The following is a 22,489-nucleotide window of genomic DNA, read 5'->3' as shown; positions in this document are numbered from 1 at the left end:
GTCACTCCGCCGGAATGCCGTTTGCACGCCGGGCTTGGCGAATGCGCTGGCCGTCTGCGCCGAAGAGCAGCGCTCTGCTTGCAGGAAAACCGGCTGTGACGGTGTCTCCGGGGCGACGGGCCGTGTCGGAGCGATCCTCCACGATCACCGGTTGTCCCGAATTCGCCGTGCCGTAGATGAAGCGTGTTCCGCCGAGGTTCTCAACCACATCGACCTTAAGATCGATCGCACCACCGGCGTCGTCGCGTCCGACGAAATGTTCCGGCCGAATACCGAGTTTGACCGTAATGTCGCCCGCCGCATGTACAGGGCCTGGTCTGAAGACCGCGCCGCATTCGAGCCTGACTAGGCCATCAGCTCCGAGCGTCCCATCCAGGAAATTCATCCGCGGCGAGCCTATGAAACCGGCAACGAAGAGATTGTCCGGATCCGCATAGAGCGTGTCCGGAGTGCCTATCTGCTCGATTTTACCCGCTCGCATCACGACAATCTTGTCGGCAAGCGTCATCGCTTCCGTCTGATCGTGGGTGACATAGATCATCGTTGCGCCGATGCGACGGTGCAGCTTGGCAATCTCCACGCGCATGGAGACCCTGAGCTCTGCGTCGAGGTTCGACAACGGCTCATCGAACAGGAAGACGGCCGGGTTGCGCACGATCGCGCGGCCAATGGCGACACGCTGGCGCTGGCCGCCGGAAAGTTGCGCGGGCTTGCGCTTCATCAGCGGCTCGATCTGCAGCGTCGTTACGGCGGCAGCGACACTGCGCTCGATCTCGACCTTGCCCATGCCAGCCATACGCAGCGAGAAGCCGATATTTTGCTCGACGGTCATGTGCGGATAGAGGGCGTAGTTCTGGAAGACCATGGCAACACCGCGCTCGATCGGGTCAGCGTCGTTCATGCGCCGGCCGTCGATCTGCAGTTCTCCTGCGGTGATCTTTTCGAGACCCGCGATCATCCGCAGCAAGGTGGATTTCCCGCAGCCGGAGGGACCGACGAAGACCGTGAAGGAGCCATCCTCGATGCTCAGATTGAGGTTGGCGATCGCCTGGAAGCTTCCGTAGGACTTGTTTATCTGCTGCAATTCTACGCTGGCCAAAGCTTCCTCCCTTTAATCCCTTGGCGGACAGACGCGTCAGTTGATCCGTCGCGTCGAGCCTCGCAGGATGATGTCGCATTCGAGAATGACGTTGCGCGTCGCGTCGCCTGACGGTTCTGTCAGGCGTTCCACGAGGATGTCTGTGATCGTTTCGGCAATGCTTGCCACCGGCTGGGCAACGGCGGTGATGCCGGCTTCATAGAGGCGGAAGATGGCCACGTCGTCGAAGCTTGCAAGCGAAATATCCTCGGGCACATGCCGGCCGTTTTCCTTGAGCCAGCTGAGCGCCCCGACTGCCATGCCGTAATTGGCGGAAAAGATTGCAGTCGGCGGGGTTTGGAGTGACATCAGCCGCTTGGTGGCCTCGTAACCTCCGTCCATGCGCCAGTTGCCACGCGCAGCAAGGGCCGGATCGATTGTTATACCTCTGTCGCTCAGCGCCTGCTCGTAACCAGCAAGCCGCTCTATACCCGAAGAGTTGCGCGGGTCGCCGGTCAGGATGCCGATGCGGCTATGGCCGAGGTCGATCAGGTGGCTGACGATGCGATGGCTTGCGCGCTGGTTCTCGACCATCACCCGGTCGGCGGCCAGACCGCGGACGTCATTGTTGTAGAAGATGATCGGGATATCGTGCTTGATCAGGTCGTCGACGCGATCATAGACCTCCGCGGTACCATCCATGACCAGCGCATCGACGCGCTGCGCCGCGAAGAAATCCAGCGCCTCGGCAACCACGCGAGGGTCTCCGCCGTGGCAGTAGGTCAAAAGTGCACGTCCGGTCTGGCGCACCGAATGGGCAAGGTGCTCCAGCATGCGCGCGTGGAATTCGTCGAAAGTCGGCACCAGGAAGCCGATCATATGAGTGAGGTCGGTGCGGATGGAGGCGGCAGCGGCATTGCGCCGATAGCCGAGATCCTGGATCGCTCGCTCGATCTGCTCACGATTTGACCGCCGAATGGTCTGGCCGTTGATATATCGGGACACGGTGCCGACTGCGACGTTTGCCACTCTGGCAACATCGATAATCGTGGCTCCCCGCCTCCTTCCGGCCGTTTGGTCCGTCTGTCGCATGTCGAGTGGGCTCCTGCACGCATTTAGGGGGAATGGTGCCTGATCAGGCACTTTTCCGTCGTATAGCCCAGCGCCCCGCTGCCCACCAGTAGCGCCGGCAGCAAGAGCAACGTCCAACGGTCCCATCACTTGCACCTGCATCAGCCGCCTTCGAAGACGACGGCGCAGTGGATACGCAGGCGCGGTAGCGTGATGCTGATGGCTCCGTCGTCGCCGGCATTCCAAGCCACATCCTCGCCCGTCATCGCGTCAAAGACACGCTTCGGCTTTGCGGGAAGCCGGACGGTGGCCTTGACGGGGCCGATCGCCGGAATGTCCTCGATCATCTCCATGATACGGGTCGAGCCGTCATCACCGCGCACGTCCTTGCCCCGGATTTGCGGTGGGCCATAAAGCAGGTGCAGGATATGGCGGTCGTGCTCGATTTGGCGCGTCAGCGTTGCCCGGCCGGAAGAGGGCAGGTCGGTGACCATGGCCGGATTGGGAACGAGACGGTCGAGGAGCCCGCGAACGACATATTTGTAGAGAGGTTGACCCATCGCGCGGTAGAGCCGGAAGATGGGATAGGCGATATAGGCAGCACCCTTGTTCACGGTCACGGCCGCGCCGAGCATGTCGGCATCCGGATCGTCGGGCGCGTGCTGGTGCGAGCAGAAATGCTTGTAGGAGCGGTTGAAGTAGGAGGGGAAAATCCCTGCCAATATCGTTGCACCGACAGAGCGAACCGTTTCGGCCTCCTCATAAAAAACAAAGGCCGTCTCCGGCATGGAGGAATCGAGATCCTTGCCCGCCTTCACATAGCTCGGCCTGAAAGCGACGGGGGCAGGCCCCCTTTCAATACCGAAGTCGATTGCAAATTTGCCGTCTTCGTCGAGGCCCGAATGCCAGGAGGCGATGATCCTGCCGCCGCCGGCGAGGTAAGACTTCAGACGCGCGGCGAGCGCCGCGTCAACGGGGATCTCGTCAGGGAGGATCAGCAACCGATATTGCTCGAAGCGGCCGGATAGATCGAGAACGTCGAACGGACGTTTCAGCTCCTGCAGCACCTGCGCAGCGCCATCATCGCTCGGATGGTTGCGTGCACCTGAAGGGTTCATGTGTTCGGCCGAGAGGATGGCGATTTCGGAGACCTGCCTTGCGCCCTCGAGGAAGGGTTCGAGCTTCTCGACGCGATAATAGGCCGGAGCAATCGAAGCATAGGTATCGGGGTTGATCGCCCCGTTCGGATGAAGCTGATCGCCGACCAGGCATTTAGAACCGAGCGCAATCATCTGGGCGCATTCATATTCCAGCGCATCCGGATGCTTGAAACCGCCGAACTCGCCCCAGGAGGTGTGGAACTTGCCGGTATGGGCAACAAAATCCATGCCGAGGGTTGCCGCATAACGGGCGCTGGATGGGAAGTGATCGTAGCCCCAGCCGCCGGTCGGCAGACTTTCGAGTTCGAGGTGAGAATAGGTCGCGAAACGCTCCGGCCCGTGCTTGTGGATATGACCGCAATTGTAGAACACCCTGAGATTGGGGAATTCTTCGAACAGCGCCTCGCTGGTCTCGCGGCGAAACTGCTCGTTGACGGCTTCGTCGTTTTTCAGGCGGTCTGCCGGATTTTCCGGGTCGAGGCCATTGCACTGCATGCGCTCGATGCAGGCCGGGCAGACGCAATCAGGCGTCAGAATGATGTCGAAGAACAGCCCCTGTGTCGGATAGCTTTCAGCGACTTCCCGTGCCTGATCGAGAATATAGTGCCTCAGGCCCGCATGGTTGAGGCAAAGTGTATGCCAGGCGGGGCTGAGCTGCTTGCCTGCCGATGGATCGGCAGGACGGTCATGATGGTAGCGGTTCGAGGCGCTCATGGCGCGCCATTCCGGGTGCTCTCGCGCGGTCAGTTCGTCCCACTGCACGGAAATATAGATCGGGCTGTCGATATCGGCGGCGGCAAGCGCTTTCACCATGTCCCCGAGCAGATCCGGGCGGGCAAGCTGCGGATGCGGCTTGCCGACCTTGGTTGGATAGTAGGACCAGCCATGATGGCACTTGGCGAAGATGGTGATGGAATCGACGTGCGCCTCCTTCAGCGTCGAGACGAAGGCGTCCGGATCGAAATCTGCGCCAATCCCGGGGATATGTTCGGAGGTATGGAAATCGAGATGGATCTGGCGATAACGCAGCGGCTTATTGGTGATCTTGGGCATGGTCCTATTCCTTTGCGCCGGCGCGTGTCTGCGATCCGGCGGCGAACTGACGTTGGAAGACAAGGAAAACGAGCAGGGGAACGATAGTGGTGATGATGGCCGCCACCGATCTCAGATCCCAGTTGATTTCGTAACTGCCGGAAATACGGGCGAGCAACACGGGAAGAGGTACGTTGTTGCGCAGGAAAAGCATCGGCAGCAGCAAGGCATTCCATGTCCAGAGGAACTGCAGGATGCCAACGGCGAAGATTGGTGACAGGCTGTTCGGCAGCACCACGTGGCGGAAGGTCGCAAGCGGTCCGCAGCCATCGATCTTGGCGGCTTCGATGAGTTCACGCGGAAAATCTTCGAAGAAGTTTTTGACGAGGAAGATCGACCAGGCGAAGGACATCCCGACATAGGGAATGAGCACGGAAAGAATGTTGTCGATCAGCCCGAGATCGCGCCAAAGCGTGAAAAGCGGGATGATGACGACCTGCTGCGGCAGCACGAAGGCATTGATGATGATGATCAGCAGCACGCGGCGCAGGGGGAACGTCAGGAAGTGGAAAGCATATGCCGCAGCCGGCGTCAGCAGCATCGTCAAAGCGGTTGCAATGGCCGCCGTCTTCATCGTCGCCCACATGGACTCTGCAAGGGGATATTTGTCCCAGACGCGGCGCCAGGCACTCAACGTCAAGTCAAAATGATCGAAGCGCCACCAGCCAAGCGAAACGCCTTCCGGTGGACGCAGCGATGTAACGACAATACCGATGATCGGGACGATCCAGATGAAGGCGACGATGCCGACGACGACGATAATCCAGCGGGGAGCCTTGCCGATCATTTTGCACCGGCCGTTCGCTGGACGATCGCGGGAATCGAGACAATAAGCACGGCAAGCAGCAAGATAACGGTTGCGGCCGCACCGTAGCCCAATTTGAACTGGGTCATTGATTCCCGGTACATGAAATAGCCGACGGTTTCAGTGGCGCGCACTGGCCCGCCGCCGGTGAGGATATAGATGATGTCGAAGGCACGCAGCGCACCCAGAAGATTGATGAAGACCGCGACACGCACGCCCGGCATCGACAGCGGCATCATGATGTGGCGCATCGTCGAGAACGGCTTGGCGCCATCCATATAGGCTGCTTCGAGCACGGATTTCGGGATTACCTGGATGGCGGCGAAGATCAGCATCAGCGGCAGGCCGACGCCGCTCCAGGACGCAGCAATGACCAGCGCCCAGAGCGCAGTACTGGCGTCACCGAGCCATGCATGCGCAAAGCCGGAAAACCCGACAAGCTGGATCAGCGAATTGAGCAGACCGCCGGCATCCGGTCTATAAATGCCAATCCACATGTAACCGGAAACGGCTTCCGAAATGCCGAAGGCGGCAAAGATCATCACCCGGAACGGCAGCGTCTGTTGCGGCGCGAATGCGCACAGCATTGCCAAAGCCCAGCCGATTGCCACCGAAATCACCGTCGTGCCGATGGTAAAGATCAGCGTCGTCAGCAGCGTGTTGCGAAAGGCAGCGTCCGAAAACAGCCGCGCATAATTGCCGAAGCCGATAAAGGCCGGCTTTCTGAGCCCCTGGATATCCCAGAAGCTCAGCCTGATCGTCTCGGCCAGCGGATAGACCACGGCGATCGCAAACAGCAGGATGACCGGTGCAATCAGGATAAGCGCAGCGGGCGTGTCCCTGAGCAGACGCCGGCGGCCTTCGATGCCAGCCGCCAGCGCAGAACCCTGCATCACGCCCGCCGCTTCCCGCACCGAGGAGGCGGAAGTACCAGCCATTAGTAGGAACCCTGGGCCTTGGTTTCGATGGCGCCAAGAACCGTGTCGATATTGGCCTCAGACGGATCCTGCAGGAATTTCTGCAACTGAACGCGATATTCGTCGACGAGATCGCCAGGTAACAGGTCGCCCAGCACGAATTGCAACTTCGAACTGGCGACCGCGGCCGTTGCCGTCTTCTGCGCCGCTCCATAAAGAGCGCTGTCGACCTGGCTGCTCGGCGATGCATAGCCGTTCTTGACAAGCAGATTGGCAGCCTCCGCACTTGTCCAGTAGTCGAGGAAAGCGTCGGCCGCCTTCGGATTGGCGCCGTTGCTCGTCACCAGGAACTCTTTGGCATCGACGCTCGATGTGTCGTCGTGGCCCATGCCAAGCGAAGGGAATTGGAAGAGGTCGTAATCGGTACCCTCGACGAGCTTGTAGTCATTCTTGGCGCGGTTGTTCATCCACATGCCGATCAGAAGATAGTTCTTCGCATTGGCCTGGAAAATCTGATCTGCCTCGCCGTCCCAGTCATTGGCGAGCATTGTGTTAGTCGCGCCGCAGCAGCCTGCCGACAGCATCTCGGCATATTTGCTGAGCGCCGTCTTCACCGCCGGATCCGTCCACGGAATTTCGTGAGCCGCGAGCTTCGCAGCCGTCTCGACGCCTGCGGTTCTCAGAAGCAGGTTTTCAAACCATTCGGCATGCGCCCAGTATTTGCCGGGAATTGCAACCGGCGCCGAGTAACCTGCCTTGGTCAGCTTGCTAAACGTCGACAGGAACTCATCCCACGTCTTCGGCGGCGCCGTGATCCCCGCCTTGGCCAGATGCTCCTTCTTGTACCAGATGCCGGAACGGTCGCCGAATGTGTAGGTCAGCCCGTAGGCCGCACCATCGATCGAACCCAGATCCTTCCACGACTTACTGATGAGCTTGTCCCAGCCGAAGCTCTTCCACTGATCGTCGATCGGCCGCAGCATGCCGGCATCCGACAGTTCCTTGCGGAAGGCGGGCCAGGTGTTGATCAGAACGTCGACCACTTCACCTCCCAGCAGCGCGGTACGGATGCCGCCACGCATATCGCCCTGCCCGGTGATGTTGACCTCGCGGATCCTCACGTTGGGATATTTCTTCAGAAACCCCGCCTGAATCGTCTTCATCATCTCAGCCTCGGAACCACCGATCCAGTTGAGAACGACAAGCTCGCCACTCACGGCATCCTGCGCCCGGGCGCGGCCGGCCAACGCCGCCAATGCGGCACTTCCTGCCCCGGCGAGCAGAGTGCGGCGATGGATTTGAGGCATAAATCTGCTGCTGCTGGTCATCTCACGTCCTCCCAAACGATGACTGCTGCCCTCCGGCATGCAATTTAATTGAAACGTTATCATCTAATTTGTATGAGGCAAGTGCTTTCTGCCTTGCGTCGACATGGGGGTCGGCACCTCCGCCCCCATGAGGACTTCGCCGCGATATCATCCCTGACAGGAATCCCATATCCGCGTGGGAATGCGCCCCGTTGCCGCACCGGTCCTGGGGAACTCATAAATCGTCAAGAAGTGGTGCCAACATCGTAGCCCTGCGGTCGGCACTTCGCTGGCAGCGGACGCCAAGTCGCGCTGCCCGCGATGCGACCCATGCCGATTAGCGTCAGGCGCTCATTAGGCAAACGCCAAAGATTCGATTGCGCCGCGGCGAGCGGCGGCCTTACAGAGCCAAAAACCCACTTGGTTTTCAACCTGCCATCTTTCGCAAACGGCGAGTGACTGTTGCCGCGAGGTATCGAACCTACGGCCCTCAAATTCACAAGGGTTGACGGTTAGCCCTCGTTTCTATTCGATTCTGAGTTTCGGCATCGAACAGGTTGATACTCTGCGCATCGACGCTAAAGCGAACCTTATCGCTTCTCCTACCCTGGAAACGCGCTTCGGCTCTTGCCACGATCGCGTGGCCGCCAACCATAGCGGTGACCATCGTGTCCGGACCAGTTGGCTCCACCACGTCTATCACTCCGTGGATCGCGGCATCATCGTTCTCGACGACCTTAAGCTCTTCCGGTCTTACCCCAAGGACGCAGTCCCGGGGCTTGACTGCGTCATCTGGGATACTGACAGGAACGATCACGCCACCGCTCTCAAATCGGAAACCGCCGTCATCCGACATCAATTTGCCCCTGATGAAGTTCATCGCGGGAGATCCGATAAAGCCGGCGACGAACATGTTCGCAGGCCGTTCGTAGATGGTTCTGGGATCGGCAAGCTGCTGGACATAGCCACCTTTCATCACGGCAACTTTGGTCGCTAGCGTCATCGCCTCGATCTGATCGTGGGTCACGTAGACGATGGTCGTGCCGAGGCGTTCGTGCAGCCTTTTTATCTCGGTCCTCATCTCTACGCGCAATTTCGCATCCAGGTTTGAGAGCGGTTCGTCGAAGAGAAACAGATCGGGACTCCGGACAATTGCGCGCCCCATGGCAACGCGCTGCCTTTGGCCTCCCGAGAGATTTGCTGGAAGCCGATCCAGAAGATGTCCGATCTGCAACATCTCCGCGGCCTTTTGAATCTCCGCCCTGCGTTGTTGCTCCGGGACACCCCGCATCTCAAGGCCAAAACCGATGTTGCGAGCGACCGACATTGTCGGATAGAGCGCGTAAGACTGGAAAACCATTGCAATATTCCGGTCCTTCGGCGGAAGCGTCGTGACCGATCGATCGCCGATCGCAATATCACCAGATGACGGCTCATCAAGTCCTGCAATGATATTGAGCAAGGTGGACTTGCCGCATCCTGACGGTCCAAGGAGCACGAGAAAGCCACCATCCTCCAGGTCGACGTCTATTCCGTGCAGCACCTTCAGTGCGCCATATGACTTTTGAATATCCCTGATGGACAAGCTCGACATGATCGTCTCCTAACCCTTGACCGCGCCTGCGGTGAGGCCCTGAACCATCGCGCGTTGGACGATCGCAAAGAGAATGACGACTGGCAGAATGCTCAGTATGCCGCCCGCAGCAAGAACGCCCCATGGCAATTGAAACTCGCCGACCATCAGTTGCAGACCGACCGGCCAGGTCCTCGACCCCTGTCCGGTCGTCAGCATCAGCGCGAAAATGAACTCGTTCCAGGCGGCGATTGCGATGAACACCGAGCTTGCAACGAGACCGTTGCGCGCCAGGGGCAAGATGATGCGCACCATGGCGCCCAATCTGGTGGACCCATCGATACGGGCGGCGCTTTCCAGCTCTTTCGGGGCTGCGTCGAAGAAGCCTTTAAGCATCCAGACGAACAGCGGCAGCAGGAAGCTGGTATAGGCAAGCGCCAAGCCGAAGCGGCTGTCGACGAGGCCAACGGTCCGCATCATCACAAAGAGCGGAATGATCACCATGACGGCCGGGAACATCCGTACCAGGAGGTAGCTGAGCATCAGTCGGTCGCGGCCCCTGAACGACAGCCGCGAGAATGCATAGGCTGCAAGCGTTCCAGTCAGGACGCAGATAGCCACCGTAATCGTCGTCACCACCAGGCTGTTTGTGATCAGCACCGGAAAATTCGACTGCGTCCAGATTGCGCGGTAGTTCTGAAAGGTGATTGTGCGAGGGATGTACTGCATCTGTGACGTCACGATGTCGGCTTCGACTTTCAAGGACGTCAAAAACATCCAGACGATCGGTCCGAGGCAGAAAATCGTCATCGTGACGAGTACAGCATAGGTCAGGATGTCGGCAATGAGCCGGCGACCGCGACTGGTTTTGAATATTGTCATTCTTTCGAGACCCGCGTGAACCTGATGTAGAGGGTTGCGAACACCATGAGGATGACGAACATGACGACAGAGAGTGCCCCGGCATACCCGAAGTTGAATTCGCGATAGGCGGTTTGGAACGCGTAGAGCGACAGGACCTGTGTGGCGTTGCCTGGCCCCCCGCCTGTAAGAACGAGCAGCAGATCGGGTGAGTTCACCAGGCTGATCACGCGCAGGATAACGGCCGCGGTGATGACCGTTCTCAGCATCGGCACGGTGATCAGTTGGAACTGCCGAACCGGCCCTGCGCCGTCGACTGCAGCGGCCTTGTAAAGATCCTCGGGGATGCCTTTGAGACCGGCCAGAAACAGCAGCGCGAAGAATGGAAACCCATGCCATGCCTCGACCAGGATGGTCGCGGCCAAGGCGGTGGCCGGATCGGCGAACCATGCCTTGTAGGTGCTCAACACGCCGCCCCGCACCAGCAGGTCGTTGATGACACCCAGACGGGGGTCGAGCAAAAGCGCCCACATATGCCCTGCGACAACGTTCGGCAAGAAATAGGGAAGCAGGATCAACACACCAAATAGCTTCGTGCCTGGAACATTGCGGTTCAGCGCGATCGCAGCGATGAAGCCAAGCGTCACCTCGATCGCGATGGCTGCGGCCACCCAGATCGCTGTGTTCTTCAATGATATCCAAAACACGCGATCCGACATCATGGCGACGTAGTGCTTTGCCCCGACCCAGCCGTTGAGACCTGGTCGGGTGAGACGCATTTCACGCACACTGATGACGAAGCCATAAAGGGTCGGATAGGCGACCACCAGCAAAAGCAGGATCAGGCTCGGAAACAGCAGGAAGTAGACCCAGTAGCGTGTTTCGGACAGATCGCCGAGGCGGGTAAGTGGACCACGGTGCAAGGCTGGCTTCATGTTTTCACGGCGGTTTGCCGTCCTCTCGGACGCGACGACGTCTTGTCGCGTCGGCTTCACTACCGGAGCGCCGTCTCCAGACCCTCGATCATACGGTCGACGGCCTGCTCAGGGGTGAGTTGACCTGTCAGAACGGATTGGAACGTTGGATTGACGACATTTTCGGACCAGCCTGCAGCGCCGACGAAACTGTTCGGCAGACGACCGAAGTCGAGCGTCTGCGAAGCGGCCTGGTAGATTGGATTGGACTTGATCCGCTCATCTTCCAGTGCTGCCGTTGATGCCGGGAAATAACCTGTCGCTTCCAACAAGGCTATCGCCGCGTCCTTTTCTCCCCAGAAGCTGATCCAGTCCCAGGCAGCATCGACATTGTCGTCCTTCATGATGCCGTTGCCGGCATAGGCGACACGCGCGATATGTGCCTTCGGCCCCGCAGGCATTGGAGCCGTGGCGAACTGCTCTCCCGGTTTCAAGGCGGCCGAGATTTCGATCAGCGATCCGGTATGGTGCCAGACCATGGCAGTCTGGCCAGTTCGGAAACCTTCCATGATCTGCCGATAGCTGTCGTTCGGCGCACTTGGAGGAGCGACTTTTTCTTTCAGGAACAGACTTGAGTAGAAAGTGATCGCCTCTACCGCAGCAGCCTTGTCGATGGCCGCCTGACCGTCCTTTACAATTGGCGAACCGAAGGCCTCCATGACGTCGATGACGTATTTGTACGCCCCCGCACCCCCGCGCATTCCGAACGCGTAGCGCCCCTTTGCCGGATCGGTGAGCTTCCTGCAAGCGGCGACAAACTCATCGAAAGTCTTTGGTGGGCCTGACAGGCCTGCTTCTTCGAAATAGTCTTTCCTGTAGTACATCCAGTCGACAAAAGCATATGCCGGAACCGCGTAAATCGCGCCGTCCTGAGACATGCCAGTCCACCGGTTGTCCGGCAGATTGGCTTTTCCCTTCCATCCTTTCACCCGCTCGGTGATGTCGGTCAGCGCGCCCATCGCGGTCAGATCGGCAAAGCGTTCCGCGATAACCATTCCAGTGTCGGGCCGCCCGCCGGCCACGACCGCCGACGAAACCTTGGCCATATATTCCGAATTCGGAATGCTCTCTTGCGTGACGGTGATGCCTGGATGGGATTTTCCAAACAGCTCGATAATTTTCACCAGGCCGGCCATTTCCGACTGGCTGGCAAAGTGATGCCAATAGTTGATCGCGATGGCAGCACTTGCGGAGCGGATACCGCTGGCAAGCGCTAGCGCTGCTGTCGCAACAAGGAATTCGCGTTTGGTGATCTGCATCTCTTCATCCTCCCAGATATCAGAATGGCGACCTGATCGATCAGATGGAGATAGCAGCCTTTTGCATGCACGGCAACACCGGAGTTGACCGAAGGATAGGCTGGGATCAAGCCAAGCCGAGATTACGATTTATCGCCGCTTGGAAATGGGCTTGAAGCGCCTTCTCGGCCGCGTCGGGGTTTCTCGAAGAGCATGCCTCAAGGATTTCCAGATGCTCCTTCAGCGTTCGAATAAGCATAGGGGGCGTCACCTTTCGCTCCAATCGCAGCAAACGTAGATAGTTGTGCATGCGACGGTATGCGGTATCGATGAGTGGATTGCGCAAAGCCGCGATGATCTGACCGTGAAGATCGAGCTCGAGAAGATCCATTTCCGCGAGATGGTCAGGCGTCAGTCCATCCTTCTCCAGCTTCCGCAAAAGCCTGGAATGCCGGACTTCCAGGCTATTCATCAAGTCCTCGCCGGCTTCTTCGGCGAACACGCGAACGGCCGAGCGTTCAACGATCGCACGGAACTGGTACGTCGAGCGCGTCAGCTCAAGGCCGGGCCGCACGAACTGGATGCCGGAGCGAGGATGGATTGTCAGAATGCCTTCGGCTTCGAGCATGCGCAACGCATCGCGAAGCGGCGCAACCGGCACGCTGACAATCTCGGACAGTTCGCTCTGGGAGATAAATGCGCCGACAGGGACTGTTCGTTCAAACAGGCTTTCGAGGATGCGATCATAGGCGAGATCGCTGAGCCGGGGGGCAGCTACCTCTGGTACCGTTGCTTTCGCTTTGCGCACTTGCGATTTTTTCATCCGTCCGGTAATACCTCTGATAGATCAGTTATCAATATAAAACGATCAGAGAGCACGCTCCATGCCCCTATCCGGATTTCGTATAACCCGATTTCAATTCGCCCGCGACAGAGTAATCGGTGACAGTCAGGTCCGTGCAGATGACGTCAACGTGGCCGCTCTCGAACTGATCGGCGAAACGGGAAACGTTGGGCTCGGCTTTATTCAAACGCTCTTTCATCCCCTGCCGGATCAGGCCGAGATCGAAGCCGTGTTCAAACATGAAGCATGGCCCGCAATCGTGGGGCAAGAAGCGATCGGGTTGGTCCATCGCGTCAGTCGCCCGCGAGGCGGCAATCAGCGGGCTTTCTCGCTGCCGTTTCACGAAGCTCTTCAGGTCGCATTGTGGGACCTTGCGGCCAAGGACGTGGGACTGCCTTTGCATAAGCTGCTAGGAAGCCGCCGCGACCGGGTCCGCGCCTATGCCAGCGGTCTGGACTTTCATCTGAGCGACGAGGCATTCTGCGCGCTGTTCTCGCACGCCGCCGCCCTTGGCTACCAGGCATTCAAGATTAAGGTCGGTCATCCCGACTTCAGGCGGGACATGCGCCGGCTCGACCTGCTCAAAGAGGTCGTCCCCGCCGGGTCGCAGATTATGATCGACCCAAACGAAGCCTGGAATTCCAAGGAGGCGCTCGTCAAATTGACGGCGATCCGCAACGCGGGCCACGACCTGCTGTGGGTAGAGGATCCGATTCTTCGCCACGACTTTGAGGGTCTCCGTACGCTCCGTCACGCCGTGAACTGGACGCAGATCAATAGCGGCGAGTATCTCGATGCAAATGGAAAGCGTCTCCTGATGGAGAATTTCGGAACCGATCTGCTCAATGTTCATGGTCAAGTAACGGATGTCATGCGGATCGGCTGGCTCGCGGCCGAACTCGGGATCCCGGTCAGCCTCGGCAACACCTTCCTGGAAGTCGGCGTGCACATGGCTGCCGCCCTTCCGGAGGTCGAGTGGCTCGAGTATTCATTCCAGAATTTCGATCATCTCGTAGAGCAGCCAATAGAAATCCGCGATGGCTTCGCCTATGCGCCGGCCCGCCCGGGACATGGCCTCGCCTTGAGCGATGCAGCCAGGCAAGACTGGTCACGTCCAAAGCGGCTGGATCGATCAGAACTTGGACCAGCGCCTGTCAATCCGAGACTTCCAGCCCTCCCTTGAGGCTGGTGCGCGCAGCGATGTCGCCTGCTGCTGCACAAGCGGAACAGGTTTGACGGATGTCAGGCTTTGCAGCTAGTTCAGACGTCGCCCCGTCAATTTGTCGAAGAGATGGATTGATCCGGCATGCCCCTTCAGATGGATCTTATCTCCGACGGCGATGTCCGTTTCGCGGGGCAGTTCCGCCGTCAGCATGCGGGTGCCCCCGATCTCGACATACGCGTATGTCTGACTTCCGAGGCGTTCTGCAACGGACACCTCTCCCGAAAACCATGCCTCCTCGGGTGAACAACGGGTGAGATCTTCCGGGCGAATGCCAAATACGATCGGGGCCGCATGACGTTCACCGGCATGTTCCGCGACCTCGATCCGGCGTCCGAGAACGGTGATCGAATTGCCTTCTGCAGGCGCGGCGTCGATGGTGTTCATCGTCGGGCTGCCGATGAAGCGCGCCACGAAAAGACTTGCCGGTTTGCGATAGAGATCGAGGGGCTTGCCGATCTGCTCGACCACGCCAGCGTTCATCACTGCGATCCGGTCAGCCAAGGTCATGGCCTCGACCTGGTCATGGGTGACGTAGACAGTGGTTGCTTTCATGCGATTGTGAAGTTTGGCGATCTCCAGACGCATTTCAACGCGCAGGGAAGCATCGAGATTGGAGAGCGGTTCGTCGAAAAGAAACGCCGCCGGCTCTCGAACGATCGCGCGGCCCATGGCGACACGCTGGCGTTGACCGCCGGACAGTTGGGCAGGACGGCGCTTGAGGAAATCCTTGATCTTGAGGACGTTGGCAGCGTTTTCGACCCGTCTGCCGATTTCGTCCGACGTCGCACCACGCATCTTGAGGCCAAACGACATGTTGTCTTCGACAGTCATGTGCGGATAGAGCGCATAGTCCTGAAATACCATGGCGATGTTTCGCTCGGCGGGCGATAACGTGTTGACCGTGGCGCCGCCGATAGCAAGTTCGCCTCCCGTTATATCTTCGAGCCCCGCGATCATGCGCAGCAGAGTGGACTTGCCGCAGCCGGAAGGCCCGACCAGTACGAGAAATTCGCCGCTGGCAATATCGATGTCGATATCGTGGATAACCTGCAGTTCCCCGTAGGATTTGCGGATTTTGTTGAGCGTGATGCCGGCCACGAGGTTCCTCCCTGTCTTTTGGCCTTGACGGCCATTATCGATATCATTATCGATAACGATAAGACAATCGAGATGCAATCGGCACAGGTTCGATCAATGGCATATTTTTCCCCCAGGCCCACTGTCACCAAGCCGCCCAAGGCTTCGGTCGCCTTCAATGCGCTGAAGCGCGACATCATGCTGGGGAACCTCGCAGCCGGAACCGGTCTGACGGAGCTTGAACTCGCCGCGTACTTTCAATGCAGCCAGGGGACCGTGCGCGAAGCGCTTCTGCAGCTTCAGGAGGAGGGCCTCGTTCGGCGCCAAGGTCATCGCGGGACCCAGGTTTCCGAATGCACAGCGGATGAGGCGGTGGAGATGTTCCGCTTGCGCACCCACATCGAGTGCAGCGGTCTTCCTCGGACCATGCGGTCGCCCGGCAAGGCGTTGATCGCAGATTTGAACGCTATGCTCGACGATATGGTGGCCGCGGCCGAGAGCGACGATGAACTTCATCTCGCGGCAATCGACCGGGATTTCCATCGGCGCATTCTCGAAGCCGCCGATCTTCCGGCCCTCGATCCGATCTTGCACCGGTGCCTCGTTCACAACCACCGCTTCAAGATTTCGAGGAGCCGCTCGGCACGCGACCTTCGCGCGACGGCGTTGCGCCACCGCAGCATCATAGACGCCATAGAAAGCGGTGACATTGCCAATGCCACCGCTGTCATGCGCCATCATATCGCGACGATCGTCGACCTAGGTCCCGATGTTTTTCCGGATGCGAACCAGTGAGTGCGGTCGCGGCAGATCCCGGAGTACTGTCGGCTGAGATGCAGGCCCTGTGGGCAAGGGTTGCTGCCGACACGGGTCCGCAGACCGATCCGACACTCCTGCCTGCTGCCGATGGCCGTGCGCAGTCGGCACGCAACAACACGCGCTGGAACGTCAACCTGCCGCCGATGGAGGTAGACAGGCAGGTGTGGGTCGCCGCCGAGAGCGGCCTTGGTTCTCACCCGTGCCGCATGCGTATCCTTTCGCCGGCGAATGCCGAAGGCGGCGTCATATTTTTCGTGCATGGCGGCGGTTTTGCCTTCTGCAGTCCAGAAACACATGAACGTTTCGCGCGCGTCCTGGCCGAGGAAGCGCGCATGAGCATCGTCATGCCGGATTATCGGTTGGCGCCGGAAAACCCCTTCCCGGCCGGGCTGCTTGATACGGTCGCATGTCTTCGGGCCGTGCTGGATGGCAAAATCGAGGGTGTCGATTGCCGACCTCTTCTTATCGCGGGCGATTCCGCTGGCGCCAATCTGGCGCTTGCCGCAATCCTGCATGAATTGCGCGACGACCGCGCCCTTCCTGACGGCGGCCTGCTGTTTTACGGCTGTTATCGGTGCGATCTCTCCGGCGAGTCCTATCGCCGCTTCGAAAACGGACCCGGCCTGACGACGGAGCGGATGCGACGCTATTGGAATTGGTACGCAGGCGATCAGGCAATCGCGTCCGATGAACTTGCCTGTCCGCTGGTGGCAACGGACGACGCGCTGTCGAGGTTGCCGCCCCTCTATTTGATGGCTGCGGGGGTCGATCCGCTCTTTTCAGATACGATGGCGCTTCATGCGCGCCTCGTGGCGCTGCATCGCAATGATCACATCGACATCGTTGCTGGGGTCACGCACGGCTTTCTGCAAAACACCAATGAGCTTGAGGCAGCGCGGGAGGCGTTGCGCTCGGCCGGTGCAGCGGCGAGGGCTTTGAAGAACAGCACGTGAGAATTGCTGAAACTGGAGGAGATGAAGGCAATGAAACTTTTGAGGAAACTGGCCTTGGGCGCGGCGATGGCTGCCTCCCTTGCGCTCAATTCGGCACAGGCGGCAGAGACAGTCCGCTTCTGGTACCATTTCGACAACCCCGCAAACCCGATGTCCGATCTGGTGGCCAAATTCGAAAAAGCCAATCCCGACATCAAGATCGAGGCCGAAAACGTTCCGTGGAACAGCTATTACGACAATCTTTACACGGCCCTTGTCGGCGGCAGCGCACCGGATGCGGCCATGGTCAAACTTTTCGCGCAGCCGCGCCTTCTTGAAATGGGCGCGCTGGAGCCGATCGGCGACCGCATAGACGCGTGGCAGGGCAAGGCAGATCTTCTCGACAATCTGCTCGAACTGAACAAGGGCGCCGATGGCCAGCAATATTACCTGCCGATCCAGTATGTGGTGCTCTACCTCTATTACCGCGCCGATCTGTTTGAAGCAGCCGGTCTCAAGCCGCCGACGACTTGCGAAGATTTCCGCGAGGCGGCGATCAAGCTGACCAAGGCGCCCGACACCTACGGCTTCGGCCTGCGTGGGGGCAAGGGTGGCTGGGATCAGTGGGGGGCTTTCGTATTTTCGAAAGGCGCCGAACTGAAGCCCGGCGGCCTGACGACGCCTGAAGCCGTGGCCGCCAATCAATGGCTGATCGACCTGTTCCAGAAAGACAAGGTCATTCCGCCATCCGCACCGAATGACGGTTTCCAGGAAATCATCGCCGCCTTCAAAACCGGCAAGACGGCGATGACGATCCATCATATCGGCTCGTCCAAGGATCTGGTTGCCGCTCTGGGCGACAAGGTTTCGGCGGTACCGGTGCCGAAATGCGGCGGCAAGCAGTGGACGTCCTATGGCGACGAGTCGCTTGCCGTCTTCTCGTCGTCCTCGGTCAAGGATGCATCCTGGAAATGGATCTCGTTCCTGGCGGAAGGCGAAAACAATGTCGCCTTCAACACCGCGACCGGCCAGATGACCGTGACGAAAAGCGGAGCAGCCAATTGGAAGCTTCACGAACGCCGCTTCGTCGACGCTACTGTGCAGTCCCTGCCCTTTGCCCACGTCCTGCCCCAGAGTTCCGGCACGTCCGAATTCGTGAACACTGCCTGGCAGACGGCGATGCAGCAGTCCCTGACCGGTCAGACCACGTCGCAGCAGATGATGGAGCAGCTCAACACGCTCTTTGCGGAGTAAACGCCCGTGGCTCCGGTGGACCATCCACCGGAGCCACCCCATCGCGTAAATTTGAAAGTCAGGATTTTCGCATGTCGACGATCGTTTCCACGCCCAGGGAACAGAAGGTAAAACCGTTCTGGCAACGCCAGCATTTTATGCCCTATTGGCTGCTGGCACCGGCTGTTTGCGTCACCGCTGTGATCGTCTTCCTGCCGATGATCCAGGCCGTTTTCACAAGCTTCTACGATCTCGTCCTGTTCAAGCCGAATGCAAGCCGCTTTGTCGGATTCGGCAATTACGTCAAACTGTTCAACGACCCTGTCTTCTGGAGCGCCCTGTGGAACACGGTGATCTGGATCGGCCTGACGGTGCCGCTGCAAATGGGCCTTGGCCTCCTCACAGCGCTGCTTCTCAACCGCGAATTTCCCTGGCGCGGACTGGCGCGCGCTCTTGTCATCATTCCCTGGGCGCTGCCGAGCGTCGTCATCGCGCTGATGTGGCGTTGGATCTACGATCCGAACACCGGCGTCCTCAACGATATCCTGCTCTACCTGCACGTGGTCCAGACGGCAGTGCCGTGGCTTGCCGATCCGGGCGTCGCGCTTTACGCCATCATCGCTACCCTCACTTGGCAGGGTTTCCCTTTCTTCGCGGTGATGATCCTCGCCGGGCTTCAGGGCATTCCGAAAAGCCAGTATGAAGCCGCCTCGATCGATGGCGCGTCCGCCTGGCGGCAATTCGTGCACATCACCTTGCCGGGTATCGGCCCGGTTCTGGCGACGGCCGGCCTGCTGCGGGTAATCTGGGTCGCCAATTCGATGGACGTGATTTTCGTCATGACCGGCGGCGGGCCAGGCTATGCCACCCATACGCTGCCGCTCTACGCCTTCATCAAGGCGCGTCAGAATCTGGACTTCGGCTACGGCACCACCATCGCCGTCACCTTCACCCTTTTGCTCGGCGCTTTCGTCGCGGTCTATCTTGCCCGCACCATGCGCGAGGTTGAACGATGAGCAAACCCAGCACCTTACGCCGCATCCTGACGACCGATCTGCCCGTTCTCCTGATCGTGATCTTCGCCATGGCGCCCTTTGCCTGGATGATCTTGACATCGCTGACTCCAACGGCAGTTCTCAGTGCCACAGGCGTTTCCATTTCGCCCTCGGGCTGGAGCTTTGACAATTACGTCCGCCTGATCGAACAGACGTCATTTCTGAAGAACATGCTGGACAGCCTGATCATCGCTGTGGGCACCGTCGTTGTCGGACTGCTGGTTTCGGTTACAGCAGCTTATGCCTTCTCGCGCTTTAGGTTTGCAGGACGCAAAGCGTTCATGCTGCAGTTTCTGTTGATCAACATGTTCCCAATCGTGCTTCTGATCCTGCCGCTCTTCGTGCTGTTTCGAAAGCTCAACATCCTCGACACGCATTTCGCGCTGATCCTCGCCAATGCGACGGCGGCCATTCCCTTTGCCGTCTGGATGCTGACGAGCTATGTCGGCGCAATCCCCAGGAGCCTCGACGAAGCGGCGATGACGGACGGGTGCACGCGGTTGACGGCATTGCGCCGCGTCGTGCTGCCGCTGATGATGCCCGGCATCATCTCCACCGGCATTTACATCTTCATCACCGCCTGGAACGAATATCTCTATGCTCTGACGCTCGGCGGCAAGAACGTTCGCCCCGTGACCGTCGCCATCCAGACGCTGATCGGCGAATACCAGATCGAATGGGGCCTGCTTGCCGCCGGCGCCGTCGTGGGGGCCCTGCCGGCGACGCTTCTTTTCCTTCTCGTTCAACGCCGCCTGATCGGCGGGTTGACCCAGGGTGCCGTAAAAGGATGACCACCATTCCGCTCCGGCGATGATGCCGGGCCGGTCGATGAAAGAGGACCGACACATGAACCCGATCGGGTTGATCTCCATGCAATATGCAAGGCCTTTCACGGCCGAGCATTTCCCGCTCTTTGCGCGCATGCGCCAACACGGCTACGATTTCGTCGAGCTGCTGGTTCCCGAAGTCGGCGAGATCGACATGAAGGAGGCGCGCAAGGCTCTGGACGACGTGGGGCTTGGCGTCGTGCTGGCGGCACGCGTCAACCTGCAGCGCAATCTGTCTTCGGTTGAGGGAGACGCCCATCGCGCCGGCATCGACTACCTGAAATATACGGTCGATTGTGCCAAGGCGCTTGGCGCGCAAATCGTCGGAGGCCCGCTGACGGGCAATCCCCTGGTCTTTGCCGGCCGCCCGCCCCAGCCCGTGGCGGAAGAAGAACGCCTTGCCCGCAAGCGGCGCTGCGTGGCAGGCCTGCGCGAGGCCGGCGATTATGCCAAGGCCGCCGGCATTCTGCTGGCCGTCGAGCCCCTCAACCGGTTCGAGAGCGACGTGCTGTGCACGACGCAGCAGGCCATCGAACTGCTCGATGCCGTGGACCACCCCGCGATCCAACTGATGCTCGATACCTTCCATATGCACATGGAGGAAAGCTCGATAGCCGAGGCCATTCTTCTTGGCGGCAGCAGGATCGTGCATTTCCAGGCGAACGAGAACCATCGCGGCTTTCCGGGAACCGGCGCAACGGACTGGGTCTCGGTCTGCCGCGCCCTGCATGCGGTTGGCTACAAGGGGCCGATATCCCTTGAGCCCTTCCGCCGCGCAGACGATCGGTTCGGTGTTCCCTTCGCGCAATGGCGCCCGCCGCATGAGGATGAAAGCGATCGTCTCAGCGCTTCCAGTGCCTTCATCAAGTCTCATCTCACACTGACGGAATATCGCCGATGACATTGAAAATTGGTTGGATCGGGTGCGGCGTCCACGCTACCCAGATGCTGCTTCCCCAACTCGTTCGCCATGACGTCCAGATTGCGGCGCTCTGCGATATCGACGGTAAACGGCTTGCCGATGCGGGACGGCAGTTCGGCGTCCAGGCATTGGCCGGCGATGTCGAAACGCTGCTTCGCACCCCCGGCCTCGATGCCGTCGGCATGGCTGTCGGACCCGATCAACATCTCGCCTTCGGCAAGGCAGCGCTCGAACGCGGCCTTGGCGTCTTCATGGAAAAGCCGCCGTCGGGCACGGCAGCGGGCGCGCGCGAACTTCGCGCCGCATCCGAAAGAGCTAATAAGCCGCTCCTTGTCGGCTTTATGAAGCGCTATTCGGTCGGCAACAAAATCGCCGCCAATATCGTCAAATCAGGCCGTTTCGGCGACGTTCTGGGCCTGACCGGCTATTACATGACGGCGCCCGGCTACTTCGCAGGCAATGTCGATTATACCGGGTTCTTCCTGCATCATTGCGTGCACTATATGGACCTCGTCTCCTTCCTCGTCTCGCCCGTGCGCTCTATCTCGGCGCGCAAGGTGGAAAAGACACCGGGCCGCGTTCTCTTCCATGTCGCCTTCGAATTCGAGTGCGGCGCCATTGGCAACATCGCGATGGGTACCATCCAGTCTCGGGGTACGCCGGTCGAGCGCATCGAACTGATGGGCGACCATCAGCGTATCGAGGTCGAGGATGTCATCGAGGTCCGTTGGCATCGCAGCCCGCCCTTCAAGATCGACGATCCGGCCGCGACGCTTGCGGACGACGTCGATACCCTGACCTGGAAGCCGAACTTCACGGCTGCCGCGAATGAAGATCCGAAGGGTTATTATTCGCTGCTCGCCGATGTCGTCCCGGCACTTGGCGGGGCTCAGACCGCAGCACCGACCATTGCCGACGGCGTCATCGCCATGGAGCGGCTGGAGACCATGCGGCGCGAGCTAAGCCTGTGACTGGACTACCTGATCAAGATTTCAACACACTCCCCAGCACTAGTCCCGGCCCATGCACCGCTGGACTAACCGTCGGCAGGAAGCGGGAAAAATCAATACTGCATGCAGTCCCTGTTCTAGCTGTTCTGGTATTCGTGAGCGCAGTTCCGGCGTTGGTGGCGTGTTCAGCTGGCACAACGTCTAAAGTTACAAGTGGCCGATGCGATGCCGCGGCCGCCCAAACACTCATTGGAAAGTCCAAGCCGACCGACGAGGAAGCCAGGCGGATAACCGGAGCAACAATTGCGCGTCAGATCGCACCCGGGCAGCCCGTTACACATGATTACAGAGCCGCCCGAGTCACCCTCGAGACCGATTCTGCCTCTGGCCGGGTGGTGAGAGCCACCTGCGGATGACATTGACCCAGAATGCTGTGAGTGCATTGTACCTGGTCGAAACAGGTAGGCGACTAGTCGTGAGCCTCGGGACCAATGGCCGCGCAATGTCAATCAGGACCAACGCTGGCATC

21 protein-coding genes are annotated in these 22,489 nt (G+C 59.5%); 9 read left to right on the top strand and 12 right to left on the bottom strand.

The genetic code is table 11. The features are described 5' to 3' along the window. Window position 1: 1 nt before the first annotated feature. The 11 genes from RLCC275e_RS26695 to RLCC275e_RS26645 all read right to left on the bottom strand — a co-directional run bounded on the left by RLCC275e_RS26695 (window position 2) and on the right by RLCC275e_RS26645 (window position 12,899). Complete coding sequence (locus RLCC275e_RS26695; protein WP_033184519.1) at window positions 2-1,099, bottom strand: ABC transporter ATP-binding protein; 1,098 nt, start codon at window positions 1,097-1,099, stop codon at window positions 2-4. Between the two features lie 36 nt (window positions 1,100-1,135). Next, window positions 1,136-2,170 (bottom strand): LacI family DNA-binding transcriptional regulator, encoded by a 1,035-nt coding sequence (locus tag RLCC275e_RS26690; RefSeq protein ID WP_033184520.1) that lies wholly within the window; start codon window positions 2,168-2,170, stop codon window positions 1,136-1,138. A gap of 140 nt (window positions 2,171-2,310) precedes the next feature. Then, window positions 2,311-4,362 (bottom strand): alpha-amylase family protein, encoded by a 2,052-nt coding sequence (locus RLCC275e_RS26685; RefSeq protein WP_033184521.1) that lies wholly within the window; start codon window positions 4,360-4,362, stop codon window positions 2,311-2,313. 4 nt (window positions 4,363-4,366) lie between these two features. Then, the gene (locus tag RLCC275e_RS26680; RefSeq protein ID WP_033184522.1) at window positions 4,367-5,188 is read right to left on the bottom strand and encodes a carbohydrate ABC transporter permease; all 822 of its coding nucleotides are present in this window, start codon (window positions 5,186-5,188) and stop codon (window positions 4,367-4,369) included. Beyond that, window positions 5,185-6,144 carry a carbohydrate ABC transporter permease gene (locus RLCC275e_RS26675; RefSeq protein WP_033184523.1) on the bottom strand — a complete coding sequence of 320 codons (960 nt, stop codon included), beginning with the start codon at window positions 6,142-6,144 and terminating at the stop codon, window positions 5,185-5,187. The genes RLCC275e_RS26680 and RLCC275e_RS26675 overlap by 4 nt, the downstream gene beginning before the upstream one ends. After that, window positions 6,144-7,451 carry an ABC transporter substrate-binding protein gene (locus tag RLCC275e_RS26670; protein ID WP_033184524.1) on the bottom strand — a complete coding sequence of 436 codons (1,308 nt, stop codon included), beginning with the start codon at window positions 7,449-7,451 and terminating at the stop codon, window positions 6,144-6,146. Before RLCC275e_RS26670 ends, RLCC275e_RS26675 begins: the two co-directional genes overlap by 1 nt. Before the next feature lie 475 nt (window positions 7,452-7,926). Continuing rightward, on the bottom strand, window positions 7,927-9,024 hold the full coding sequence (locus RLCC275e_RS26665) for an ABC transporter ATP-binding protein (RefSeq protein WP_033184525.1): 1,098 nt from the start codon (window positions 9,022-9,024) through the stop codon (window positions 7,927-7,929). A 9-nt stretch (window positions 9,025-9,033) separates the two neighbouring features. Continuing rightward, a complete protein-coding gene (locus tag RLCC275e_RS26660; protein ID WP_171817000.1) occupies window positions 9,034-9,885 on the bottom strand; it encodes a carbohydrate ABC transporter permease in 852 nt (283 codons plus the stop codon). Next, a complete protein-coding gene (locus tag RLCC275e_RS26655) occupies window positions 9,882-10,799 on the bottom strand; it encodes a carbohydrate ABC transporter permease (RefSeq protein ID WP_033184547.1) in 918 nt (305 codons plus the stop codon). The genes RLCC275e_RS26660 and RLCC275e_RS26655 overlap by 4 nt, the downstream gene beginning before the upstream one ends. Window positions 10,800-10,858: 59 nt before the next feature. Next, window positions 10,859-12,097 carry an ABC transporter substrate-binding protein gene (locus tag RLCC275e_RS26650; protein ID WP_033184526.1) on the bottom strand — a complete coding sequence of 413 codons (1,239 nt, stop codon included), beginning with the start codon at window positions 12,095-12,097 and terminating at the stop codon, window positions 10,859-10,861. Between the two features lie 106 nt (window positions 12,098-12,203). Then, entirely contained in the window at window positions 12,204-12,899 is a 696-nt protein-coding gene (locus tag RLCC275e_RS26645; RefSeq protein WP_033184527.1) for a GntR family transcriptional regulator, read from the bottom strand. Between the two features lie 61 nt (window positions 12,900-12,960). Here RLCC275e_RS26645 and RLCC275e_RS26640 point away from each other — a divergent pair, with 61 nt between their 5' ends. Beyond that, window positions 12,961-14,103 carry a mandelate racemase/muconate lactonizing enzyme family protein gene (locus RLCC275e_RS26640; protein WP_003554817.1) on the top strand — a complete coding sequence of 381 codons (1,143 nt, stop codon included), beginning with the start codon at window positions 12,961-12,963 and terminating at the stop codon, window positions 14,101-14,103. Window positions 14,104-14,175: 72 nt separating this feature from the next. On the opposite strand, the gene RLCC275e_RS26635 is transcribed toward RLCC275e_RS26640, so the two are convergent. Next, a complete protein-coding gene (locus RLCC275e_RS26635; protein ID WP_033184529.1) occupies window positions 14,176-15,243 on the bottom strand; it encodes an ABC transporter ATP-binding protein in 1,068 nt (355 codons plus the stop codon). 96 nt (window positions 15,244-15,339) lie between these two features. Here RLCC275e_RS26635 and RLCC275e_RS26630 point away from each other — a divergent pair, with 96 nt between their 5' ends. The 8 genes from RLCC275e_RS26630 (at window position 15,340) to RLCC275e_RS34715 (ending at window position 22,376) form a co-directional block, all read left to right on the top strand. Continuing rightward, complete coding sequence (locus RLCC275e_RS26630; protein ID WP_003554820.1) at window positions 15,340-16,017, top strand: GntR family transcriptional regulator; 678 nt, start codon at window positions 15,340-15,342, stop codon at window positions 16,015-16,017. Further along, window positions 16,014-16,994, top strand: a complete 981-nt coding sequence (locus RLCC275e_RS26625; RefSeq protein ID WP_245483523.1) for an alpha/beta hydrolase — start codon at window positions 16,014-16,016, stop codon at window positions 16,992-16,994. The genes RLCC275e_RS26630 and RLCC275e_RS26625 overlap by 4 nt, the downstream gene beginning before the upstream one ends. A gap of 30 nt (window positions 16,995-17,024) precedes the next feature. Further along, on the top strand, window positions 17,025-18,227 hold the full coding sequence (locus RLCC275e_RS26620; RefSeq protein ID WP_003554823.1) for an ABC transporter substrate-binding protein: 1,203 nt from the start codon (window positions 17,025-17,027) through the stop codon (window positions 18,225-18,227). Window positions 18,228-18,364: 137 nt separating this feature from the next. Then, the gene (locus tag RLCC275e_RS26615; protein WP_245483531.1) at window positions 18,365-19,222 is read left to right on the top strand and encodes a carbohydrate ABC transporter permease; all 858 of its coding nucleotides are present in this window, start codon (window positions 18,365-18,367) and stop codon (window positions 19,220-19,222) included. Beyond that, window positions 19,219-20,052, top strand: a complete 834-nt coding sequence (locus RLCC275e_RS26610; protein WP_003554825.1) for a carbohydrate ABC transporter permease — start codon at window positions 19,219-19,221, stop codon at window positions 20,050-20,052. Before RLCC275e_RS26615 ends, RLCC275e_RS26610 begins: the two co-directional genes overlap by 4 nt. A gap of 55 nt (window positions 20,053-20,107) precedes the next feature. Then, entirely contained in the window at window positions 20,108-20,989 is an 882-nt protein-coding gene (locus RLCC275e_RS26605; protein ID WP_003554826.1) for a sugar phosphate isomerase/epimerase family protein, read from the top strand. Beyond that, window positions 20,986-21,981, top strand: a complete 996-nt coding sequence (locus RLCC275e_RS26600; RefSeq protein ID WP_003554827.1) for a Gfo/Idh/MocA family protein — start codon at window positions 20,986-20,988, stop codon at window positions 21,979-21,981. The genes RLCC275e_RS26605 and RLCC275e_RS26600 overlap by 4 nt, the downstream gene beginning before the upstream one ends. Then, window positions 21,978-22,376, top strand: coding sequence for an I78 family peptidase inhibitor (locus RLCC275e_RS34715; protein ID WP_317276803.1), 399 nt, complete (start codon window positions 21,978-21,980; stop codon window positions 22,374-22,376). The genes RLCC275e_RS26600 and RLCC275e_RS34715 overlap by 4 nt, the downstream gene beginning before the upstream one ends. Window positions 22,377-22,489 lie beyond the last annotated feature (113 nt).

Source organism: Rhizobium brockwellii (assembly GCF_000769405.2).
Lineage (GTDB): Bacteria > Pseudomonadota > Alphaproteobacteria > Rhizobiales > Rhizobiaceae > Rhizobium > Rhizobium brockwellii.
This window is presented reverse-complemented; position numbering and strand designations above follow the sequence as displayed.

What these genes read in the sequence shown, in the direction of transcription:
- RLCC275e_RS26680 (WP_033184522.1), bottom strand. Translation starts at nt 5,188, where the DNA reads ATGATCGGCAAGGCTCCCCGCTGGATTATCGTCGTCGTCGGCATCGTC.
- RLCC275e_RS26620 (WP_003554823.1), top strand. Translation starts at nt 17,025, where the DNA reads ATGAAACTTTTGAGGAAACTGGCCTTGGGCGCGGCGATGGCTGCCTCC.
- RLCC275e_RS26605 (WP_003554826.1), top strand. Translation starts at nt 20,108, where the DNA reads ATGAACCCGATCGGGTTGATCTCCATGCAATATGCAAGGCCTTTCACG.
- RLCC275e_RS26610 (WP_003554825.1), top strand. Translation starts at nt 19,219, where the DNA reads ATGAGCAAACCCAGCACCTTACGCCGCATCCTGACGACCGATCTGCCC.
- RLCC275e_RS26630 (WP_003554820.1), top strand. Translation starts at nt 15,340, where the DNA reads ATGGCATATTTTTCCCCCAGGCCCACTGTCACCAAGCCGCCCAAGGCT.
- RLCC275e_RS26675 (WP_033184523.1), bottom strand. Translation starts at nt 6,144, where the DNA reads ATGGCTGGTACTTCCGCCTCCTCGGTGCGGGAAGCGGCGGGCGTGATG.
- RLCC275e_RS26665 (WP_033184525.1), bottom strand. Translation starts at nt 9,024, where the DNA reads ATGTCGAGCTTGTCCATCAGGGATATTCAAAAGTCATATGGCGCACTG.
- RLCC275e_RS26615 (WP_245483531.1), top strand. Translation starts at nt 18,365, where the DNA reads ATGCCCTATTGGCTGCTGGCACCGGCTGTTTGCGTCACCGCTGTGATC.
- RLCC275e_RS26600 (WP_003554827.1), top strand. Translation starts at nt 20,986, where the DNA reads ATGACATTGAAAATTGGTTGGATCGGGTGCGGCGTCCACGCTACCCAG.
- RLCC275e_RS26670 (WP_033184524.1), bottom strand. Translation starts at nt 7,451, where the DNA reads ATGACCAGCAGCAGCAGATTTATGCCTCAAATCCATCGCCGCACTCTG.
- RLCC275e_RS26645 (WP_033184527.1), bottom strand. Translation starts at nt 12,899, where the DNA reads ATGAAAAAATCGCAAGTGCGCAAAGCGAAAGCAACGGTACCAGAGGTA.
- RLCC275e_RS26640 (WP_003554817.1), top strand. Translation starts at nt 12,961, where the DNA reads ATGCCCCTATCCGGATTTCGTATAACCCGATTTCAATTCGCCCGCGAC.
- RLCC275e_RS26685 (WP_033184521.1), bottom strand. Translation starts at nt 4,362, where the DNA reads ATGCCCAAGATCACCAATAAGCCGCTGCGTTATCGCCAGATCCATCTC.
- RLCC275e_RS26650 (WP_033184526.1), bottom strand. Translation starts at nt 12,097, where the DNA reads ATGCAGATCACCAAACGCGAATTCCTTGTTGCGACAGCAGCGCTAGCG.
- RLCC275e_RS26660 (WP_171817000.1), bottom strand. Translation starts at nt 9,885, where the DNA reads ATGACAATATTCAAAACCAGTCGCGGTCGCCGGCTCATTGCCGACATC.
- RLCC275e_RS26690 (WP_033184520.1), bottom strand. Translation starts at nt 2,170, where the DNA reads ATGCGACAGACGGACCAAACGGCCGGAAGGAGGCGGGGAGCCACGATT.
- RLCC275e_RS26655 (WP_033184547.1), bottom strand. Translation starts at nt 10,799, where the DNA reads ATGAAGCCAGCCTTGCACCGTGGTCCACTTACCCGCCTCGGCGATCTG.